The organism is Streptomyces sp. NPDC003077, from assembly GCF_040611095.1.
In the GTDB taxonomy this organism is placed as follows: Bacteria; Actinomycetota; Actinomycetes; order Streptomycetales; family Streptomycetaceae; genus Streptomyces.
Map to the genome: position 1 here is coordinate 41,611 of NZ_JBEXNM010000018.1, position 16,704 is coordinate 58,314.

The window sequence follows — 16,704 nt, forward strand, 5'->3', positions numbered from 1 at the left end:
TCCGTCTCACCTGCCAAGATCGAACCCATGACCCATGACGACCACGCCCCGGACCACCCGCACCAGGGCGCCGCCCTCGACGCCCGCCCCCCGCACCACGGGACCGGGCGGGCCCCCGACGACCACCGCACCTACGAGGAACTGCTCGCCGAAGGCCTGACCACGCCCTTCGAAGGCTGGGACATGGGCGTCTTCCGCGGCCGGTTCACCGAGACCGAGACCGCGCTGCCCTGGAGCTACCCCGGCCTGGTGCGGGAACGGCTACCGCAGGCCCCCTCGCTGCTCGACCTCGGTACGGGCGGCGGCGAGGTCCTGACGTCGCTGGCGCCGCTGCCCGCCCGTACGGCGGCGACCGAGAGCTACCCGCCCAACGTCCCGGTCGCCCGCCGGAACCTGGAGCCCCTGGGCATCGAGGTCGCCGAGGTGGGCGACGACGACAAGCTGCCCTTCCCCGACGACGCGTTCGCGCTGATCACCAGCCGCCACGAGTCCTACGACCCGGAGGAGATCCGCCGGGTGCTCACGCCGGACGGCACGTTCGTCACCCAGCAGGTCGGCGGGCGCGACCTGGAGGAGGTCAACCAGGCTCTGGGGGCCCCGGAGCACGACTACCGGGACTGGGACCTGGCGTCGGCCGCCGAGGAACTCACGGACGCCGGGCTGGAGATCGTCTGGCGGCAGGAGGCGCGGATCGCCGCCACCTTCCGCGACATCGGCGCGCTGGCGCTGTTCCTGCGGATCACGCCGTGGCAGGTGCCCGACTTCACCCCGGAGCGCTACGCCGACCGGCTGCGGGCCCTGCACGAGGAGATGCGCGCCGGCCGGCCGCTGACGGTGACCTGCCACCGGTTCGCCCTGGTCGCCCGGCCCCGCTGACCGTCCGGCCCCGCTTCCCGTCCGCCTCTCCGGCCCCGCCGACCGTCCGCCGCTCTCCCCCGGGACCCGGCGGCCTCGTCGGAAACCACCGGCCTCCCCGCCCACCCGGTCGATCCCCCGGCCATCCTGCCGCGGTCCCGTAGGCGCCCCTCCGGCTCCTCCGTGAGGACGATTCCGCGGCCGTCCGCCCGGTCCGCCAGGGGGATACCGGGCCCCGGGCCCCTCCCCTACTGTCGGCCCCCACGGAGGAGTTGGCACCCACGGGGAGGCGGCCATGTCCACACCTGTCACGGGTACGGCACCCAGCGGGGAAGCGGCGGCCCGGGCGGCCGGGCTGACGAAGACGTACGGGATGGGTGAGACGCGGGTCGTCGCGCTGGACGGGGTCGACGTGGCCATCGGGCGCGGGCGGTTCACGGCGGTGATGGGGCCCTCCGGCTCGGGGAAGTCCACGCTGATGCACTGCCTGGCGGGGCTGGACACGGTCTCGGCGGGGCGGGTGTGGCTGGGCGAGCGGGAGATCACCGGGCTGGGCGACCGGGAGCTGACCCGGTTGCGCCGGGACCGGGTGGGGTTCGTCTTCCAGGCGTTCAACCTGCTGCCGACCCTGACGGCGGAGGAGAACATCACCCTGCCCATGGACATCGCGGGCCGCCGTCCGGACGGCCCGTGGCTGCGGGAGGTCATCGACACCCTCCGCCTCGGGGACCGGCTGCGGCACCGGCCCGCGCAGCTCTCCGGCGGCCAGCAGCAGCGCGTGGCGTGCGCCCGGGCGCTGGCCGCGCGGCCCGAACTGGTCTTCGCCGACGAGCCGACCGGCAACCTCGACTCGCGTTCGGGCCTGGAGGTGCTGCGGTTCCTGCGGGCCGCGGTGGACACCCTGGGCCAGACGGTGGTGATGGTCACCCACGACCCGAACGCCGCCGCCCACGCCGACCTGGTGCTCTTCCTCGCCGACGGGCGGATCGTGGACGAGATGGCGGGGCCGACGGCGGAGGCGGTGCTGGAGCGGATGCAGATCTTCTCCGACGCGCCGGGCGCGCCGCCGGGGAAGGACACCGGGCTCTCGGGCCCGCCCTCCCCGCAGGCACCCGGTCCCGCCTCCGGCGGGCGGTGATCCCCCGTGCTCCGGGCCACGCTCCGCTCGTTCCTGGCGCACAAGGGACGGATGCTGCTCTCCGCGCTCGCGGTCGTCCTCTCGGTGGCGTTCGTCGCCGGGAGCCTCCTCCTCTCCGACACCGCGACCGCCACGTTCAACCGGCTGTTCGCCTCCACCGCCTCGGACGTCGAGGTCGCGCCGCGCGACCGGGACGCCGGCAACGTCACGGCCCCGGTCGCCACCCTCCCGGCCGGGCTGGGCGAGCGGGTGGCGCGCGTCGACGGGGTGGCGCGCACGCACCTGAACGTGCAGGTGCAGAACGTCGCCCTGGCGGACTCCCGCAACCGCTCGCTGGGGCCCGCGGTGGGCGGCCCCACCATCGCCACCAACTGGTACGTCGGCGAGCGCAATCCGCTGGAGGTGACCGCCGGCCGCCCGCCGCGCGGTCCGGGCGAGGCGATGCTCGACCAGGACACCGCCGACCAGAAGGGCGTGCGCGTCGGTGACCGGCTGCGCGTCCTGGCTCCCCGGCACACCTTCCCGGTGCGGGTGGTGGGGATCGCCGCGTTCCGCACCACCAACCCGGGCGCCACGCTGCTCTTCCTGGAGACCCGGACGGCGCAGCGCGAGCTGCTGGGCTCGACACGCGCCGCGACCACGATCGCGGTCGACGCCGCGCCCGGGGTGCCGGACCAGACGCTCAAGCGCCGGGTCTCCGCCGCGCTCAAGGACACGGGGCCGTACCAGGTCCACACCCGCGACGAGCAGCGCAAGTCCGCCACGGACCAGCTGGCCGGCTTCCTGAGCATCATCAAGTACGTGATGGTGGGGTTCGCGGGGGTCGCCGTCCTCGTCGGGACCTTCCTGATCGTCAACACCTTCTCGATGCTGATCGCGCAGCGCACGCGGGAACTGGGGCTGCTGCGGGCGCTGGGCGCCGACCGCCGGCAGGTGCGCCGGTCGGTCCTGGTGGAGGCGCTGCTGCTGGGCCTGGTCGGGGCGACGGTGGGGCTGGGCGCGGGCGTCGGGCTGGCCGCGGGGCTGATCGCGCTGCTCAACGCGCAGGGCCTGAAGCTGAACGCGGCGGACCTGGCCTTCCGCTGGCCGACGCCGGTCGCGGCGTACGCGGTGGGGGTCGGGGTCACCTTCGTGGCCGCGCTGCTGCCCGCGCTGCGCGCCGGCCGGGTCTCGCCCATGGCCGCGCTCGCCCATGTGGAGGTCGCGGGGACGGGCCGGCCGCTGCGCGTGCGGACGGCGGTGGGGCTGGTGATGGCCGCCGCGGGCGCGGCGGCGCTGGTGGGCTGCGCGTTCAGTACGCGGGTGGGACCGGCGGGCGGGCTGCTGGTGACGGGCATCGTGCTGACGCTGTTCTCCGGGGTGGTGCTGGGGCCGGTGCTGGTGCGGCCGGTGATCCGGGTGCTCGGCCGGGTGGTGGTCCCGGTGTCCGGCGCGGTGGGCCGCCTGAGCCGGCGCAACGCGCTGCGCAACCCCCGGCGGACGGGGGCGACCGCGACGGCGCTGATGGTGGGGCTGGCGCTGGTGACCGGACTGGCCATCACCGGGGCCTCGCTGGCCCACTCGGCCGAGCGGGAGGTGGACCGCACCCTGGGCGCCGACTTCATCGTCCAGAACCCCTCCTACCTCCCCTTCTCGCGGGAGGTCGCGGACCGTGTGCGGGACACGGACGGCGTGCGGACCGTCGTCAGCCAGCGGCTGGTCTCCCTGGACCTGCGGCTGCCGGACGGCGACCGGCGCAAGACGACGGGGGCGGCCTTCGGTCCGGGCCTCGGCTCGGTGCTGAAGATGTCGTACACGGCGGGGAACACCGCTTCCGCGCTGGCGCCGGGCCGGGTCGCCGTGGACCAGCGGTTCGCGCGTGACCACGGGCTGCGCCTAGGGGGCGTGCTGCGCGCGGTGCTGCCCTCGGGGCGTGCGGCGCGGTTCACGGTCGGCGCGCTGACCGACAACGCCGGGGGCAGCACGCAGGGCGGCGTCATCATGAGCCAGGCGACCCTGGAGGTGTACCAGCCGCAGGCGTACGACTCGCTGCTGCTGGTCGGCGCGACGCCCGGGGCCGATCAGGAACGGGTGCAGCGGGCCCTGAAGCACACGCTGGCCCCGTACCCGCAGCTGGACGTCAACGACCGGTCGGACTACAAGAAGCTGATCACCAATCAGGTGCAGGGCCTGCTCCGGCTGCTCTACGGGCTGCTGGCGCTGGCGGTGATCATCGCGGTCCTCGGGGTGGTCAACACGCTCACCCTGTCCGTCGTGGAGCGGACCCGCGAGATCGGGCTGCTGCGCGCGGTGGGGCTCTCGCGGCTCCAGACGCGCCGGATGATCCGGCTGGAGTCGGTGGTGATCGCCCTGTTCGGGGCGGTCCTGGGACTCGCGCTGGGGCTGGTGTGGGGCGCGGCTACCCAGCAGGTGCTGGAGCTGGAGGGGCTGACGTCCTTCGTGATCCCGTGGACGACGGTGGTCGCGGTGGTGATCGGCTCCGTACTGGTGGGCCTGCTGGCCGCCTTGCTGCCCGCGCTGCGGGCGTCGCGGATGAACGTGCTGGCGGCGGTGGCGCACGAGTAGGGCGGGTGCCGCAAGGGGTGGCCGCGAGTGGGCCGGGTCTCACACCGCGAGAATCGGTGGCGGGCGGCGTCCGGCCCGTGCTTGGGTTTTGATCATGAGCGATTCCCCTGTGGCCGGCGACGCGTCCGGCATATCCACCGTCCGTACCGACGCCCCTGCCGCCGCCCCCACCGACGCGCCCACCGCCCGTGCCGCCGCCCCCACCGACGCTTCCGCCACCGCCCCCACCATCCGCACCGCCGTCCCCGCCGACGCCGAGGCCGTGCTCCGCTTCTGGCGGGAGGCGGCGGAAGGCACCTCGATCACCGACGACCTGGACGGCGTCCTGCGGCTCCTGGAGCGGGATCCGGACGCGTTGCTCCTGGCGGAGTCGAACGGCCTCCTCGTGGGTACCGCGATAGCCGGTTATGACGGATGGCGCTGCTCTCTCTACCGGCTCGCGGTGCTCCCCGCCCACCGGCGGCGGGGGGTGGCGCGGGCGCTGCTGGACGCCGCCGAGCGCCGGTTCGCCGCGCTCGGGGGCCGGCGCGTGGACGCGATGGTGCTGGACCGCAACACCCTCGCGCACCACGCCTGGAACGCGGCCGGGTACGCCCCCCAGCCCGAGTGGAGCCGCTGGGTCAAGTCCCTGGACGCGTGACCGCCGTCCGTCGCCGCCCCCCGTGCCCTGCCGTCTCGCGCACCCCTCCGCACCCACCACAACCTGCGCGCTTTGCCGATCCTTTACGATGGAGGGGTCCCTGTATCCCAGTGAAAGGAGTGAGCGTCCAGCCATGGGCGAACCTCCGAGTCGTCGACCAGCCTTCTCACAGAGCGCACACCTCCGCCGTCTGTCCGACCATGGGACGGAGGTGACCCGATGACCGAGCTGCTCCTCCTGGCCCTGGCCCTCCTCCTGACCCTGGCGTGCGGGGTCTTCGTCGCGGCGGAGTTCTCGCTCACCACCGTCGAGCGGAGCGATCTGGAGCGCGCCGCCGAACGCGGCGAGCGCGGCGCCGACAGCGCGCTCAAGGCGGTCCGCGGCCTCACCTTCCAGCTCTCCGGCGCGCAACTGGGCATCACCGTGACCGGACTGGTCATCGGCATGCTCTCCAAGCCGTCGATCACCGCCCTGCTGACCGGCCCGATGGACGCCCTCGGGCTGCCGCGCTCCGCCGCCGACTCGGTGGCGCTGGTGCTCGGCACGGCGCTCTCCACGGTCGTCCTCATGGTCGTCGGCGAACTGGTCCCCAAGAACTGGGCGATCTCCAGCCCGCTGCCCGTCGCCAAGCGCGTCGCCACCGCGCAGCGCGCCTTCAGCACGGCGTTCAAGCCGCTCATCCACCACCTCAACAACACCGCCAACCGCTCCGTGCGGCGGATGGGCCTGGAGCCCGCCGAGGAACTGGCCTCCGCCCGCGGCCCGCAGGAGCTGGTCGCGCTGGCCCGCCACTCGGCGCGGGAGGGCGCGCTGGAGCCGGACACCGCCGAGCTGTTCGTCCGCACCCTCAACCTCTCCGCCCTGACCGCGGAGAACGTCATGACCCCGCGCGTGCAGGTCGTGGCGCTGGACGTGCAGTCCACGGCCGAGGACGTGGCCGCCGCGACCCGCGCCACCGGCCTGTCCCGCTTCCCCGTCTACCGAGGGACGCTGGACACCGTCGTCGGCACCGCGCACGTCAAGGACGTCCTGGCGATCCCGGCCGAGCTGCGCTCCCGCCACCCGGTCGCCGAGCTGCTGCGCGAGCCGCTGCTGGTCCCGGAGACGCTGCCGGTGGACCGGCTGCTGGACCGGCTGTCCGGCAAGCGGACGATGGCCGTGATCATCGACGAGTACGGCGGCACGGCCGGCGTCGCGACGCTGGAGGACATCGTCGAGGAGGTCGTCGGCGAGGTCCGCGACGAGCACGACCCGCTGGCGACCCCCGACCTGGCCCCCGCCGGCCAGGACCCCGAGGGCCGCGGCCTGTACCTGGCGGACGGGGCCACCCGTACGGACCGGCTGCAGGAGATCGGTTTCAAGGCGCCCGAGGGCCCCTACGAGACGCTCGCCGGCCTGATCGCCACCGAACTCGGCCACATTCCCGAGCGCGGTGACGCGCTGGAGGTCGCCGGGTGGCGGATGGAGGTCGAGGACGCGTCCGGCCGCCGCGCGGCGCGCGTGCTGCTGCGCGCCCCGCTGTCCGGCAGCGCACCCGGCCACACCGAGGAGGCGGCCCGATGACCGCGCTGCAACTCTTCATCGGCCTGCTCACGCTGGTCATCAACGCCTTCTTCGTCGGCGCGGAATTCGCCCTCATCTCCGTGCGCCGCAGCCAGATCGAGCCGTACGCCGACGAGGGCGACCGGCGCGCGCGCAGCGTCCTGTGGGGCCTGCAGCACGTCTCCGGCCTGATGGCGGCGGCGCAGCTCGGCATCACCCTGTGCACGCTGGTGCTCGGCGCCGTCGCCGAACCCGCCATCGCCCACCTGCTGGAACCCCTCTTCCACGCGATCGGCGTGCCGGACGCGCTGACCCACCCGATCTCGTTCGTCATCGCGCTGGCCGCGGCGACGTACCTGCACATGCTCTTCGGCGAGATGGTCCCGAAGAACGTCGCGCTGGCCGAGCCGGTGCGCACGGCCCTGCTGCTGGGACCGCCGCTGGTCGCGCTGACCCGGGCGCTGCGCCCGGTGATCTTCGCCGTCAACTCCTTCGCCAGCGGGCTGCTGCGGCTGCTGCGGGTGGAGGCCAAGGACGAGGTGGCGGCGACGTTCTCGGACGACCAGCTCGCGAAGATGGTCGAGGACTCCCAGGCCGCCGGCCTGCTGGACGACCGGGCCAAGGAACGGCTGCGGGACGCCCTGGAACTCGGCCGCCGCCCGGTCGCCGACGTGGTGCTGCCGGTGGAGAAGGTCGTGTCGGCTCGGCTGGGCATCACGCCCGAGGGACTGGAGCACCTGTCCGCCGAATCCGGCTTCTCCCGCTTCCCCGTCGTGGACGACACCCGGCGCATCCTGGGATACCTGCACGTCAAGGACGCCCTGGACGCCAGCCCCCGGGACCTGCCGTTCCCGATCTCGGCCCTGCGCCGGATCGCCCGCGTGCGGGCCACCACGCCACTGGACGACGTCCTGACGGCGATGGGCGCCTCCGGCACGCACCTGGCGGCGGTCATCGGCACGGACGGGCGGCTGGCCGGACTGGTGACGATGGAGGACGTGCTGCGGGAGCTGGTGTTGCAGCAGCCTTCGGGGTGAGGCTGCCGGGGGCCGGGGGCCATGGGGCATCGGCACCGGGGTCCGGAGGCCGGGGGTCGGCTCGGGTCCCGGAGGCCGGGCTCGGGGCTGGGGGCTGCTCGGGGTCCGGAGGTCGGCTCGTGGCCGGGAGTTGGCTTGGGTTTCGGAAGCTGGTTCGGGGGCCGGATGGGGCTGGTGCCTCTGGGCGGGCTCGGGCCGGTGCCCGGCCGGGTTCCGGGGCGGTGCCGGGCTTCCCTGAAGGGCGCGCCGGAGCGGACGCCGCGTGGTGGCCGCCCCGAGCGGTGGCCGCCACCGGTCACGGGCCGTCCCCGAGGGGCGGCCCGGTCGCGGTCCCGCTGGGCGGGGCGGCTAGGATCGCCCGCGCCATGGAGATCAATGCCGGTTACACCAGTTTCGTCGCGGTGGGCGACAGCTTCACCGAGGGCATGTCCGACCACCTCCCCGACGGCTCCTACCGCGGGTGGGCCGACCTGCTCGCGGCGCGGCTGGCCGCCCGCACGCCCGGGTTTCGCTACGCCAACCTGGCCGTGCGCGGCAAGCTCATCGGACAGATCGTCGACGAGCAGGTCCGCCCCGCCGCCGCGCTGGGCGCCGACCTGGTGACGCTGGTCGGCGGGCTCAACGACGTCCTGCGGCCCAAGTGCGACCTGGACCGGGTGTGCGGCCGGCTGGAGCAGGCCGTCGAGCACCTGGCCCCGCGCTGCCGGCAACTCGTCCTGATGCGCAGCCCCGGACGCCGGGGCCCGGTGCTGGAACGGTTCCGCCCACGGATGGACGCGCTCTACGCGCACATCGACGCATTGGCGCGGCGGCACGGGGCGGTGGTCGTGGACCTCTTCGCGTCCCGGGCCCTGGCCGACCCCCGGATGTGGGCGGCGGACCGCCTGCACCTGAACGCGGAAGGCCACCGCCGGGTGGCCGAGGCGGTCTGGCAGGCGCTCGGACACCCACCCGAGTCCGACTGGGACGCGCCGCTGCCCGCCTTCATACGGCCCGGCTGGGCGGCACGCCGCACGGCGGACGCCCGGTTCGCCCGGGAGCACCTGCTCCCCTGGATCGGCCGCCGCCTGTCCGGCCGCTCCTCCGGCGACGGCCGGACAGGCGCCCAGTTCAGCGCCGAGCTGGGCGAAGCCTTCTGGGTCAGCCCCGCGGACCACACGAACCCCGGCCCCGTGACGGACTGGCGACGGGTGGGGCACACCATGTCGTCAGGATGAGTCCGGTGGCTGCGAGGCGGCCGGGCTCCGCGCACCACGTGCCGACCGACGGTGGCGGCATCCCGTTGCGGGTGCCGCTCACCGGCGGCCACCGCGGGCGACGTCACCCAGCCGCCGACACCGGCCGACCGCGACTGACTCACCGTCCACCAGGCGCCCTTCCGCGCACCCGGCCTCGACCTCGACCTGTTCGAAGGCACCTGGCCCATCCCGCGCCGCACCACCCCGGCCCATCGCGCGCTCGCCGACCCCGAGGCCCCCTTCACCGCCGTCCGGCGGGGCCCGCGACGGCTCCAGTGCCGCAGCGACATCCTTGAGAGATGCCTCACCGGCGCCGGGCTCGTCCCCGCCCCACCATGACGGCCTCACGCATTCACAGTCGCCTGGTCCGGCGTCTCCGGCTGTCTCAGCTCGTTGACGAGGCGAACTCGGGCGAGCCGTGGGACTGTTGGGTTCCGCAGTCGTAACCGACCACCCCGTTCTTCCCGGCCGGGCACACGACGGAGCCGTCCGTCTCGGCGCCGACCGCCACCTGGGACAGCGACGCGGCGAGCGCGGCGGCCGAACCGGCGGACGAGCCGCACGGATCGCGGTCCAGGACGCACAAATCGCGGTCCAGGACGCACGGATTGCGGTCCCGGACGTACGGATTGCGGGTCCGCCCGCCGACCGCCGACCAGCCCGACGTCGGTTTCGCGGCACGGAAGTTCGCCCATTCGGACAGATTCGCCTTGCCGAGGACGGCCGCGCCCGCCTCCCGGAGCCGTGTCACGAGGACGGCGTCGGTGGCCGATGGGCGGGCCGACCGTGGTGGGCGGGCACGGACAGGCGCGGGGCGGCGCCGAGGAGGTCGGCGAGCCGTCCGCCATCCGGGTCCGCCGTTCCGGGATCGTCACGGTGTCGAGGTCGATGCCCGGCGGCGGGGACGAGCCGGCGGACGGCGGCGGGCCGCCCCCGCCGCAGGCTCGGCGGCCTGCGCGCGGGAGTTCGGTGCGCCCGTGGAGAGCCGGTGACCAGGGAGCCCGTGGGGGTGCTGGCCGCACCCGCCGCCGGGGGCCAGCCGTAGTGAGTGGCGGCCTTCGCGCCTCTATCGTCTGCCGTCATGCGACACATACCGATCACCATGGAGAAGTTATCCATCAGAGCGCGGCGGCTCCCGCGGCGCTCGGCGGCGGTGGCCTCGGCCACCGCCCTACTGGTCCTCGCGGCCCCCATGGCGACAGCGGCGACCGGCGCGGCACCGGTGGACACCGCGCGGCACCCCGCCAGGTCCGCCGCCTGCGATACGGAGCGCGACGCACTCGCCGCCGCCATGGACACGCTCGTCACCCGGCACGGCATCCCGGGTGTCGCCGCCGAGGCGACCGGCCCGGACTGCGGCGGCTGGAACGTGGCCCGCGGCGTCGCCGACCTGCGGTCCGGGCGCCCGATGGACGCCGCCGACCGGATGCGGATCGGCAGCGTCAGCAAGACGTTCACCGCCACGGTCGTCGTACAGCTCGCCGCGGAAGGCCGGCTCGGGCTGGACACGCCGGTCGAGCGCTACCTGCCCGGGCTGATCCGGGAAAACGGCCACGACGGCCGGAAGATCACCGTGCGGCAGCTCCTCCAGCACACCAGCGGCCTTCCCGACCACACCGAGAGCCTGGTCCAGCTGCCCCTGGAACAGTGGCGGTTCCGGCACTACGAGCCGCGCGAACTGATCGCCATGGCGCTGAAGATGCCGCGCCCCGAGAAGAAGTGGCACTACTCGACCACCAACACCGTCGTCGCGGGCCTCGTCGTCGAGCAGGTCACCGGGCGCCGCGTCGAAGAGGAAGTCACCCGCCGCATCATCGAGCCCCTCGGCCTGGGCGACACGTACTGGCCCGGTGACAGCCCGCGTATCCGGGGACCGCACTCGCGCAGCTACTACCCCACCACCGACGACCCCGACGCGCCACTGGCCGACGGCACCGAGTGGAACATGAGCTTCGGCGGCGCGGGCGGCGCGCTGGTCTCCACCCCCGCCGACACGAGCCGCTTCTTCCGCGCCCTGTTCGGCGGTGAACTGCTCCCCGCGCGCTGGCTGGCCGAGATGAAGCGCACCGTCCCCGCCGACCCGGCACGCCTGTGGCCCGGCGCCCGGTACGGACTCGGGCTGATCGCCTCGCCGCTGAAGTGCGGCGGCTGGTGGTGGTCGCACGGTGGGACGGTGCCCGGCGGACACCGCGCGCTGGGCGCCTACGGGCCCGACGGCCGGAGCCTCGGCCTCGTCCTCACCGCGGTCCCCCGCACCGAAGAGGCCGAGGCCGACTTCCGCGCCACCGCCGACGCCGCCTTCTGCTCCCCCGCCCGCCACCACCGGACCGAGGAGACTCGATGACCGCTCCCCTCCCGGCCGTGCGCCGCGCCTCGGCCGCCGCCCTGGCCCTCGTCGCCTGCCTCAGCGCCTCCCCCGCCCTGGCCACGGCCGCCACGGCCGCCACGCCCGGGACGGCGGCGCCCCGGGGCCACCGGGCCGGGCTCGACCGTTACTACCAGCAGCGCCTGAAGTGGGGCAGCTGCGTCCAGGGCCCCGACGACGCGGTGGGCCGCGACCTGGACAAGGCCGGCGTGCGGTGCGCGAACGCGACCGTGCCGCTCGACTACGCGGCGCCCCGGGGCCGTACGATCACCGTCGCGGTCTCCCGCCTCAAGGCCACCGACAGCCGCCACCGCATCGGCTCGATCCTGCTCAACAACGGCGGTCCCGGCGGCACGGCCATCGACTCGCCGCCGCACATCCGCAAGGCGATGGGGAAGGTCGGCCCGCGCTACGACATCGTCGGCTTCGACCCGCGCTTCACCGGCCGCAGCACCCCGCTGCACTGCGGCTGGCCCGTCGGCACCACTTTCTTCTCCGCCGGTCTGAGCCGCGCGAGCTTCGAGCGTCAGGTCGCCCTCCAGAAGAGCCTGGCCGAGAAGTGCCGGGCCGCCGATCCGTCGGTGCTGCCGCACGTCAGCACCCGTAACACGGCCCGCGACATGGACGTCATCCGCGGCGCGCTCGGCGAGCGGAAGATCTCTTACCTGGGCTACTCGTACGGCACCTACCTGGGCACCGTCTACACCCAGATGTTCCCCGGCCGCTACGACCGGGTGGTGCTCGACGGGGCGCTCGCCCCGCAGGACTACAACCCGCGGCTGGTGCGGTCCGCCCTCCGGGAGAACGAGCGGGCCCTCGCCGACTGGGCCGCGTGGGCGGCGCGCCGCCACGCCACGTACCACCTCGGCCGTACGCGCGGCGAGGTGCTGGCCACCATCGGCCGGATCGTCGAAGCGTCCGCGCGGCGCCCGCTGACGGTCGGCACCGCGCCGGAACGCTACCGTCTCGACGACACAGAGGTGCCGTTCCTGCTCTTCAACGCGATCTCCGACGACACCGACCGGGCACGGGCCCAGCTCGCCGAGCAGCTCTCCGTACTGGTGCGGGCCGCCGCCGGGCACCCGACCCGGTTGTCCCCCGAGTTCGCCGAACTGCTGCGGCTCCTGAACACCGGCGGGAACTTCGGCGAGGTGCAGGCCGCGATCATCTGCGGCGACAAGCCCGCCCCGCGTGACCCCGAGGTCTACTGGCGTGACATCCAGCGCAACCGTGCCAAGCACCCGCTGCTCGGCCCGCTGGCCCTCAACATCGGCCCGTGCGCCTTCTGGGACCGGCCGCGTGAAGCGCCCACCCAGATACGGCGGGACGCCCCGGGCCTGATCGTGGCCGCCACCGGCGACCCGCGCACCACATACCGCAGCAGTGTCGCGCTGCACCGTATGCTGCCGAGTTCCCGGCTGATCACCCTCAAGGGCGCCAACCGCCACGCGCTCTACGGGGAGTACGGCAACGCCTGCGTGGACACCAAGGTCAACCGCTACCTGGCCACCGGCGAACTGCCCACGGGCGACGAAACCTGCGTCAAGTAGCCTCCGGCACGGCGGAGTCCGGCACACCACCTTCGGCCGGGCCCCGCCGTGTGCCTGCGCGGGTCAGGCCGTGGCCGTCCAGGCGCGCCGGACGGCCGGCAGCACGATCACGCCGTTGCCGACGGCGGCCGAGGCCGGACGGCCCCGCGCGCCGGTGACGAAACGGCCGGGCGGGGCCCCGGCCGAGGCGAGCGGGAGCCGCCGGCGCACCGAGGCGGCGAGGGCCGCGGCCACGAAGACCGCGCCGGTGGCGCCCGAGGGCGAAGCGGCCTGACGGCCGACTGCCAGGGCGGCGGCGGAGACGATCGTGAGCCGCATCCGTGTGGAGCGGACCGTGATGGCCGGGGCCGTGGCCATGGACCATGCGGCTGTCGCCGCGGCGATCGCGGCCCCGGAACATTCGCCGCACCCGATGCCGCGCGAAGCAGCCGCCCTGAGCGAGGTTCTGCGCACCCGCCGCCAGGGCGCCGGAGCCGTGGCCGTATTCATCGCCGTTCACGCCGACGAGCTCGTCCGGCACTCGGGAGGAAAAGGCGGTGCGTTCCCGGTCGGGCACGAGCCGAGAAGGTGCCGGATGGGTGTGAGGTAGGCTCCCCGCGGCAGTTTCGGCGGGCGCGATATTGGGGGTACGTGCACGTGTCATCCGGTGCCGCAATGGCCTTTCTCACCGTGATCGGCGCATTGTGCCTTCCGGTCGGCGGTTTCGCTCTGCTCTGCGTGCCGCACCAGATTCGCAACCGCAGGCTCGGGAAGAGGGGGGCGGAGGCGGAGGCCGTGTGCGAGGAACGCCTCTACCGGGGCGGCGTCGAGGTCTCCCGGATCCGGTGTGTTTTCAGCCCACGCCCCGGCGTGCACGTCCGGGCGGTCGTGACCCCGCCGCAACCGCCACCCCGGGTCGGTGAGCCGCTCACCGTGGTGTACGACACCGACAACGCCCAAGTGGTGGAGAGCGCGCACTACCTGCGCTCGTTCGCCCCTCGCACGGGATATGTGGCCCAATCCCTCTTCGTGGTCCTGGTGCTGATCCTGCTGGTCGGCATCAGCGTCTTCTGACGCCTCCTCCTGGCGCATCTTTCTGACGCTTCCTTCTGACGCTTCAGGCGCTTCCTTCTGACGTCTCTTCCCGATGCCTTTTCCTGATGCGTTTCCCGGCGTCTTTTCCTGACGGCTCCTCCCGGGGCGGACCTGGCGGGCAGTCCCCCCTCTGTCCCTGGTTGAACCCCCGCCGCACCGGGAATGGGCCGGATGGGGCGATCACGTCCCGTAAGGGCCGCCCCACGCCATCCCGTACGGGTTCACCCCGATCCACGACCACCCAGCCCACCCCGAACAGCCCGCGTTTGTAGCAAGCCACAAGCAGGGCCGGGGCGCTGGCCTGCGGAAACCGCCAGTAGACTCTGGGAACGTGACTGCCAAGCCCCGCATCCCCAATGTCCTGGCCGGCCGCTACGCCTCCGCGCAGCTCGCCGTCCTGTGGTCCCCCGAGTACAAGGTCAAGCTGGAGCGGCAGCTGTGGCTGGCCGTGCTGCGCGCGCAGCGGGACCTCGGGGTCGAGGTGCCGGAGCAGGCGCTCGCCGACTACGAGCGGGTCCTGGAGAACGTGGACCTGGCGTCGATCGCGGAACGCGAGAAGGTCACCCGGCACGACGTCAAGGCCCGCATCGAGGAGTTCAACGCCCTCGCCGGCCACGAGCAGGTCCACAAGGGCATGACCTCCCGGGACCTGACCGAGAACGTCGAGCAGTTGCAGGTCCGGCGGTCCCTTGAGCTGATGCGCGACCGCACCGTCGCCGTCCTGGGGCGCCTTGGCGGGCTGGCCGCCGAGCACGCCGAGCTGGTGATCGCGGGCCGGTCACACAACGTGGCGGCGCAGGCGACCACCCTCGGCAAGCGGTTCGCGACCGCCGCCGACGAGCTGCTGGTGGCGTACGAGCGCCTGGAGGACCTGCTCTCCCGTTACCCGCTGCGCGGCATCAAGGGCCCGGTGGGCACCGCCCAGGACATGCTGGACCTGCTGGGCGGGGACGCGGGCAAGCTCGCCGAACTGGAGCAGCGGATCGCCGCCCACCTCGGCTTCGGGCAGGCGTTCACCTCCGTCGGCCAGGTCTACCCGCGGTCCCTGGACTACGACGTGGTGACCGCGCTGGTGCAGCTCGCCGCCGCGCCGTCCTCGCTGGCCAAGACGATCCGGCTGATGGCCGGACACGAGCTGGTCACCGAGGGCTTCAAGCCGGGGCAGGTCGGCTCGTCCGCGATGCCGCACAAGATGAACACCCGCTCCTGCGAGCGCGTCAACGGCCTGATGGTCATCCTGCGCGGATATGCGTCGATGGCCGGCGAGCTGTCCGGCGACCAGTGGAACGAGGGCGACGTGTCCTGCTCGGTGGTGCGCCGGGTCGCGCTGCCGGACTCCTTCTTCGCCCTGGACGGTCTGCTGGAGACGTTCCTGACCGTGCTGGACGAGTTCGGCGCCTTCCCCGCCGTCGCCTCCCGCGAGCTGGACCGCTACCTGCCGTTCCTGGCCACGACGAAGGTCCTGATGGGTGCCGTGCGCGCCGGGGTCGGCCGGGAGATCGCGCACGAGGCGATCAAGGAGCACGCGGTGGCCGCCGCGCTGGCCATGCGCGAGCAGGGCGCGGAGCGCAACGAGCTGCTGGACAAGCTGGCCGCGGACGAGCGGATCCCGCTGGACCGGGCTCAGCTGGACGCCCTGATGGCCGACAAGCTGTCCTTCACCGGCGCCGCCGCCGACCAGGTCGCGTCCGTGGTCGCCCGCATCGCCAAGATCACCGAGCGTCACCCGGAGGCCGCCGCCTACACGCCCGGCGCCATCCTCTGACGAGCCGGAGGGTGTGCCCGTGACGAGCCGGACGGTGTTCCCGTGACGAGCCGGGCGGTGCGCCCGTGACAAGCCGGACGATGCCCCGCCGGTGGCCCCCGGCCCCGGCGCGGGTATCCGTCCGCCGTCCGGTTCCGGCACGGGTACCCGCCCACTGCCTGATCCCGACCCGGCCCCCGGCCCCGGCGCCCGGCCGGTGGGTCCCGGACCCGCTCGGGCGCCGGTAGGAGGGCCCCGTCATGCGTCCGAGCGCCGAAGAGCTGCTGGCCGCCCGCGACCGCCTCGTCCCCGACGTGATCGCGAGCGACCTGCGCGTCCTGTTCTGTGGCATCAACCCCGGGCTGATGTCCGCCGCCACCGGCCACCACTTCGCCCGGCCCGGCAACCGTTTCTGGCCCGCGCTGTACGCCGCCGGGTTCACCCCGCACATCCTCAAGCCCGCGCAGGAGCAGGAACTGCTCTCCCACGGCGTGGGCATCACCAACGTCGTGGCGCGCGCCACCGCCCGGGCGGACGAGCTGCGGCCGGAGGAGTTCCGCGAGGGCGGGCGGCTGCTGGAGCAGAAGGTGGCCGCGCTGCGGCCCCGGTGGCTGGCCGTCGCCGGGGTGACCGCCTATCGGGTGGCGTTCGACGAGAAGGGCGCGAAGGTCGGCCCGCAGGAGCGGACCATCGGCGCCACCCGGGTATGGGTCCTGCCGAACCCGAGCGGCCTCAACGCCCACTGGCCGCCCCAGGCACTCGCCGAGGAGTTCGCCCGGCTGCGCGCGGCGGCGTTCGCGGACGACGAGGAGTAGCGCCGCCCGCTCCTCCCTCTTCGCTTCTTCCTCTTTCTGTTCCTGTTCTTCTGTTCCTGTTCTTCCTCTTCTTCCTGTCCCGACCCCGGGCCGCTCTTCTTCCGGTCCCGTACCCGGGTGGCGGCCGGGTTGTCCCCCGTT

13 protein-coding genes and 2 pseudogenes are annotated in these 16,704 nt (G+C 73.9%); 13 read left to right on the plus strand and 2 right to left on the minus strand.

Going from position 1 to position 16,704, the window contains the following annotated elements; translation table 11 throughout:
- The first annotated feature begins 27 nt into the window (after positions 1 to 27).
- The 8 genes and pseudogenes from ABZX96_RS15015 to ABZX96_RS15050 form a co-directional block, all read left to right on the plus strand.
- The gene (locus tag ABZX96_RS15015; protein WP_355543614.1) at positions 28 to 876 is read left to right on the plus strand and encodes a class I SAM-dependent methyltransferase; all 849 of its coding nucleotides are present in this window, start codon (positions 28 to 30) and stop codon (positions 874 to 876) included.
- A gap of 274 nt (positions 877 to 1,150) precedes the next feature.
- Positions 1,151 to 1,993, plus strand: coding sequence for an ABC transporter ATP-binding protein (locus ABZX96_RS15020; RefSeq protein ID WP_355543617.1), 843 nt, complete (start codon positions 1,151 to 1,153; stop codon positions 1,991 to 1,993).
- Between the two features lie 6 nt (positions 1,994 to 1,999).
- Positions 2,000 to 4,558: an FtsX-like permease family protein gene (locus tag ABZX96_RS15025; protein WP_355543620.1), complete on the plus strand. Its 2,559-nt coding sequence runs from the start codon at positions 2,000 to 2,002 to the stop codon at positions 4,556 to 4,558.
- A gap of 229 nt (positions 4,559 to 4,787) precedes the next feature.
- A complete protein-coding gene (locus ABZX96_RS15030; protein ID WP_355543829.1) occupies positions 4,788 to 5,198 on the plus strand; it encodes a GNAT family N-acetyltransferase in 411 nt (136 codons plus the stop codon).
- A gap of 219 nt (positions 5,199 to 5,417) precedes the next feature.
- Positions 5,418 to 6,761 (plus strand): hemolysin family protein, encoded by a 1,344-nt coding sequence (locus tag ABZX96_RS15035; RefSeq protein WP_355543622.1) that lies wholly within the window; start codon positions 5,418 to 5,420, stop codon positions 6,759 to 6,761.
- Complete coding sequence (locus ABZX96_RS15040) at positions 6,758 to 7,777, plus strand: hemolysin family protein (protein ID WP_355543624.1); 1,020 nt, start codon at positions 6,758 to 6,760, stop codon at positions 7,775 to 7,777. Before ABZX96_RS15035 ends, ABZX96_RS15040 begins: the two co-directional genes overlap by 4 nt.
- A gap of 365 nt (positions 7,778 to 8,142) precedes the next feature.
- Positions 8,143 to 8,994, plus strand: a complete 852-nt coding sequence (locus ABZX96_RS15045; protein WP_355543627.1) for an SGNH/GDSL hydrolase family protein — start codon at positions 8,143 to 8,145, stop codon at positions 8,992 to 8,994.
- Positions 8,994 to 9,089, plus strand: a pseudogene (locus ABZX96_RS15050) (IS5/IS1182 family transposase); the annotation flags it as partial. The gene ABZX96_RS15045 and the pseudogene ABZX96_RS15050, both read left to right, overlap by 1 nt.
- 368 nt (positions 9,090 to 9,457) lie before the next feature.
- Here ABZX96_RS15050 and ABZX96_RS15055 read toward each other — a convergent pair.
- A pseudogene (locus tag ABZX96_RS15055) lies at positions 9,458 to 9,781 on the minus strand (amidase family protein); the annotation flags it as partial.
- Positions 9,782 to 10,117: 336 nt separating this feature from the next.
- On the opposite strand from ABZX96_RS15055, the gene ABZX96_RS15060 reads away from it, so the two are divergent.
- Positions 10,118 to 11,359, plus strand: coding sequence for a serine hydrolase domain-containing protein (locus ABZX96_RS15060; protein ID WP_355543630.1), 1,242 nt, complete (start codon positions 10,118 to 10,120; stop codon positions 11,357 to 11,359).
- Positions 11,356 to 12,930, plus strand: coding sequence for an alpha/beta hydrolase (locus ABZX96_RS15065; protein ID WP_355543633.1), 1,575 nt, complete (start codon positions 11,356 to 11,358; stop codon positions 12,928 to 12,930). Before ABZX96_RS15060 ends, ABZX96_RS15065 begins: the two co-directional genes overlap by 4 nt.
- 63 nt (positions 12,931 to 12,993) lie before the next feature.
- Here ABZX96_RS15065 and ABZX96_RS15070 read toward each other — a convergent pair whose 3' ends face one another.
- On the minus strand, positions 12,994 to 13,287 hold the full coding sequence (locus ABZX96_RS15070; RefSeq protein WP_355543636.1) for a hypothetical protein: 294 nt from the start codon (positions 13,285 to 13,287) through the stop codon (positions 12,994 to 12,996).
- A gap of 297 nt (positions 13,288 to 13,584) precedes the next feature.
- Here ABZX96_RS15070 and ABZX96_RS15075 point away from each other — a divergent pair, with 297 nt between their 5' ends.
- The 3 genes from ABZX96_RS15075 to mug all read left to right on the plus strand — a co-directional run bounded on the left by ABZX96_RS15075 (position 13,585) and on the right by mug (position 16,563).
- Positions 13,585 to 13,983: a hypothetical protein gene (locus ABZX96_RS15075; protein WP_355543639.1), complete on the plus strand. Its 399-nt coding sequence runs from the start codon at positions 13,585 to 13,587 to the stop codon at positions 13,981 to 13,983.
- Positions 13,984 to 14,335: 352 nt separating this feature from the next.
- A complete protein-coding gene (purB, locus tag ABZX96_RS15080; RefSeq protein WP_355543642.1) occupies positions 14,336 to 15,769 on the plus strand; it encodes an adenylosuccinate lyase in 1,434 nt (477 codons plus the stop codon).
- 239 nt (positions 15,770 to 16,008) lie between these two features.
- Entirely contained in the window at positions 16,009 to 16,563 is a 555-nt protein-coding gene (gene mug / locus ABZX96_RS15085; RefSeq protein ID WP_355543645.1) for a G/U mismatch-specific DNA glycosylase, read from the plus strand.
- Positions 16,564 to 16,704: the final 141 nt, after the last annotated feature.

Bases quoted from the DNA above. Each gene is read 5' to 3' on its own strand.
- ABZX96_RS15015 (WP_355543614.1), top strand. From the start codon at position 28: ATGACCCATGACGACCACGCCCCGGACCACCCGCACCAGGGCGCCGCC.
- ABZX96_RS15020 (WP_355543617.1), top strand. From the start codon at position 1,151: ATGTCCACACCTGTCACGGGTACGGCACCCAGCGGGGAAGCGGCGGCC.
- ABZX96_RS15035 (WP_355543622.1), top strand. From the start codon at position 5,418: ATGACCGAGCTGCTCCTCCTGGCCCTGGCCCTCCTCCTGACCCTGGCG.
- ABZX96_RS15040 (WP_355543624.1), top strand. From the start codon at position 6,758: ATGACCGCGCTGCAACTCTTCATCGGCCTGCTCACGCTGGTCATCAAC.
- ABZX96_RS15045 (WP_355543627.1), top strand. From the start codon at position 8,143: ATGGAGATCAATGCCGGTTACACCAGTTTCGTCGCGGTGGGCGACAGC.
- ABZX96_RS15060 (WP_355543630.1), top strand. From the start codon at position 10,118: ATGGAGAAGTTATCCATCAGAGCGCGGCGGCTCCCGCGGCGCTCGGCG.
- ABZX96_RS15065 (WP_355543633.1), top strand. From the start codon at position 11,356: ATGACCGCTCCCCTCCCGGCCGTGCGCCGCGCCTCGGCCGCCGCCCTG.
- ABZX96_RS15070 (WP_355543636.1), bottom strand. From the start codon at position 13,287: ATGGCCACGGCCCCGGCCATCACGGTCCGCTCCACACGGATGCGGCTC.
- ABZX96_RS15075 (WP_355543639.1), top strand. From the start codon at position 13,585: ATGGCCTTTCTCACCGTGATCGGCGCATTGTGCCTTCCGGTCGGCGGT.
- mug (WP_355543645.1), top strand. From the start codon at position 16,009: ATGCGTCCGAGCGCCGAAGAGCTGCTGGCCGCCCGCGACCGCCTCGTC.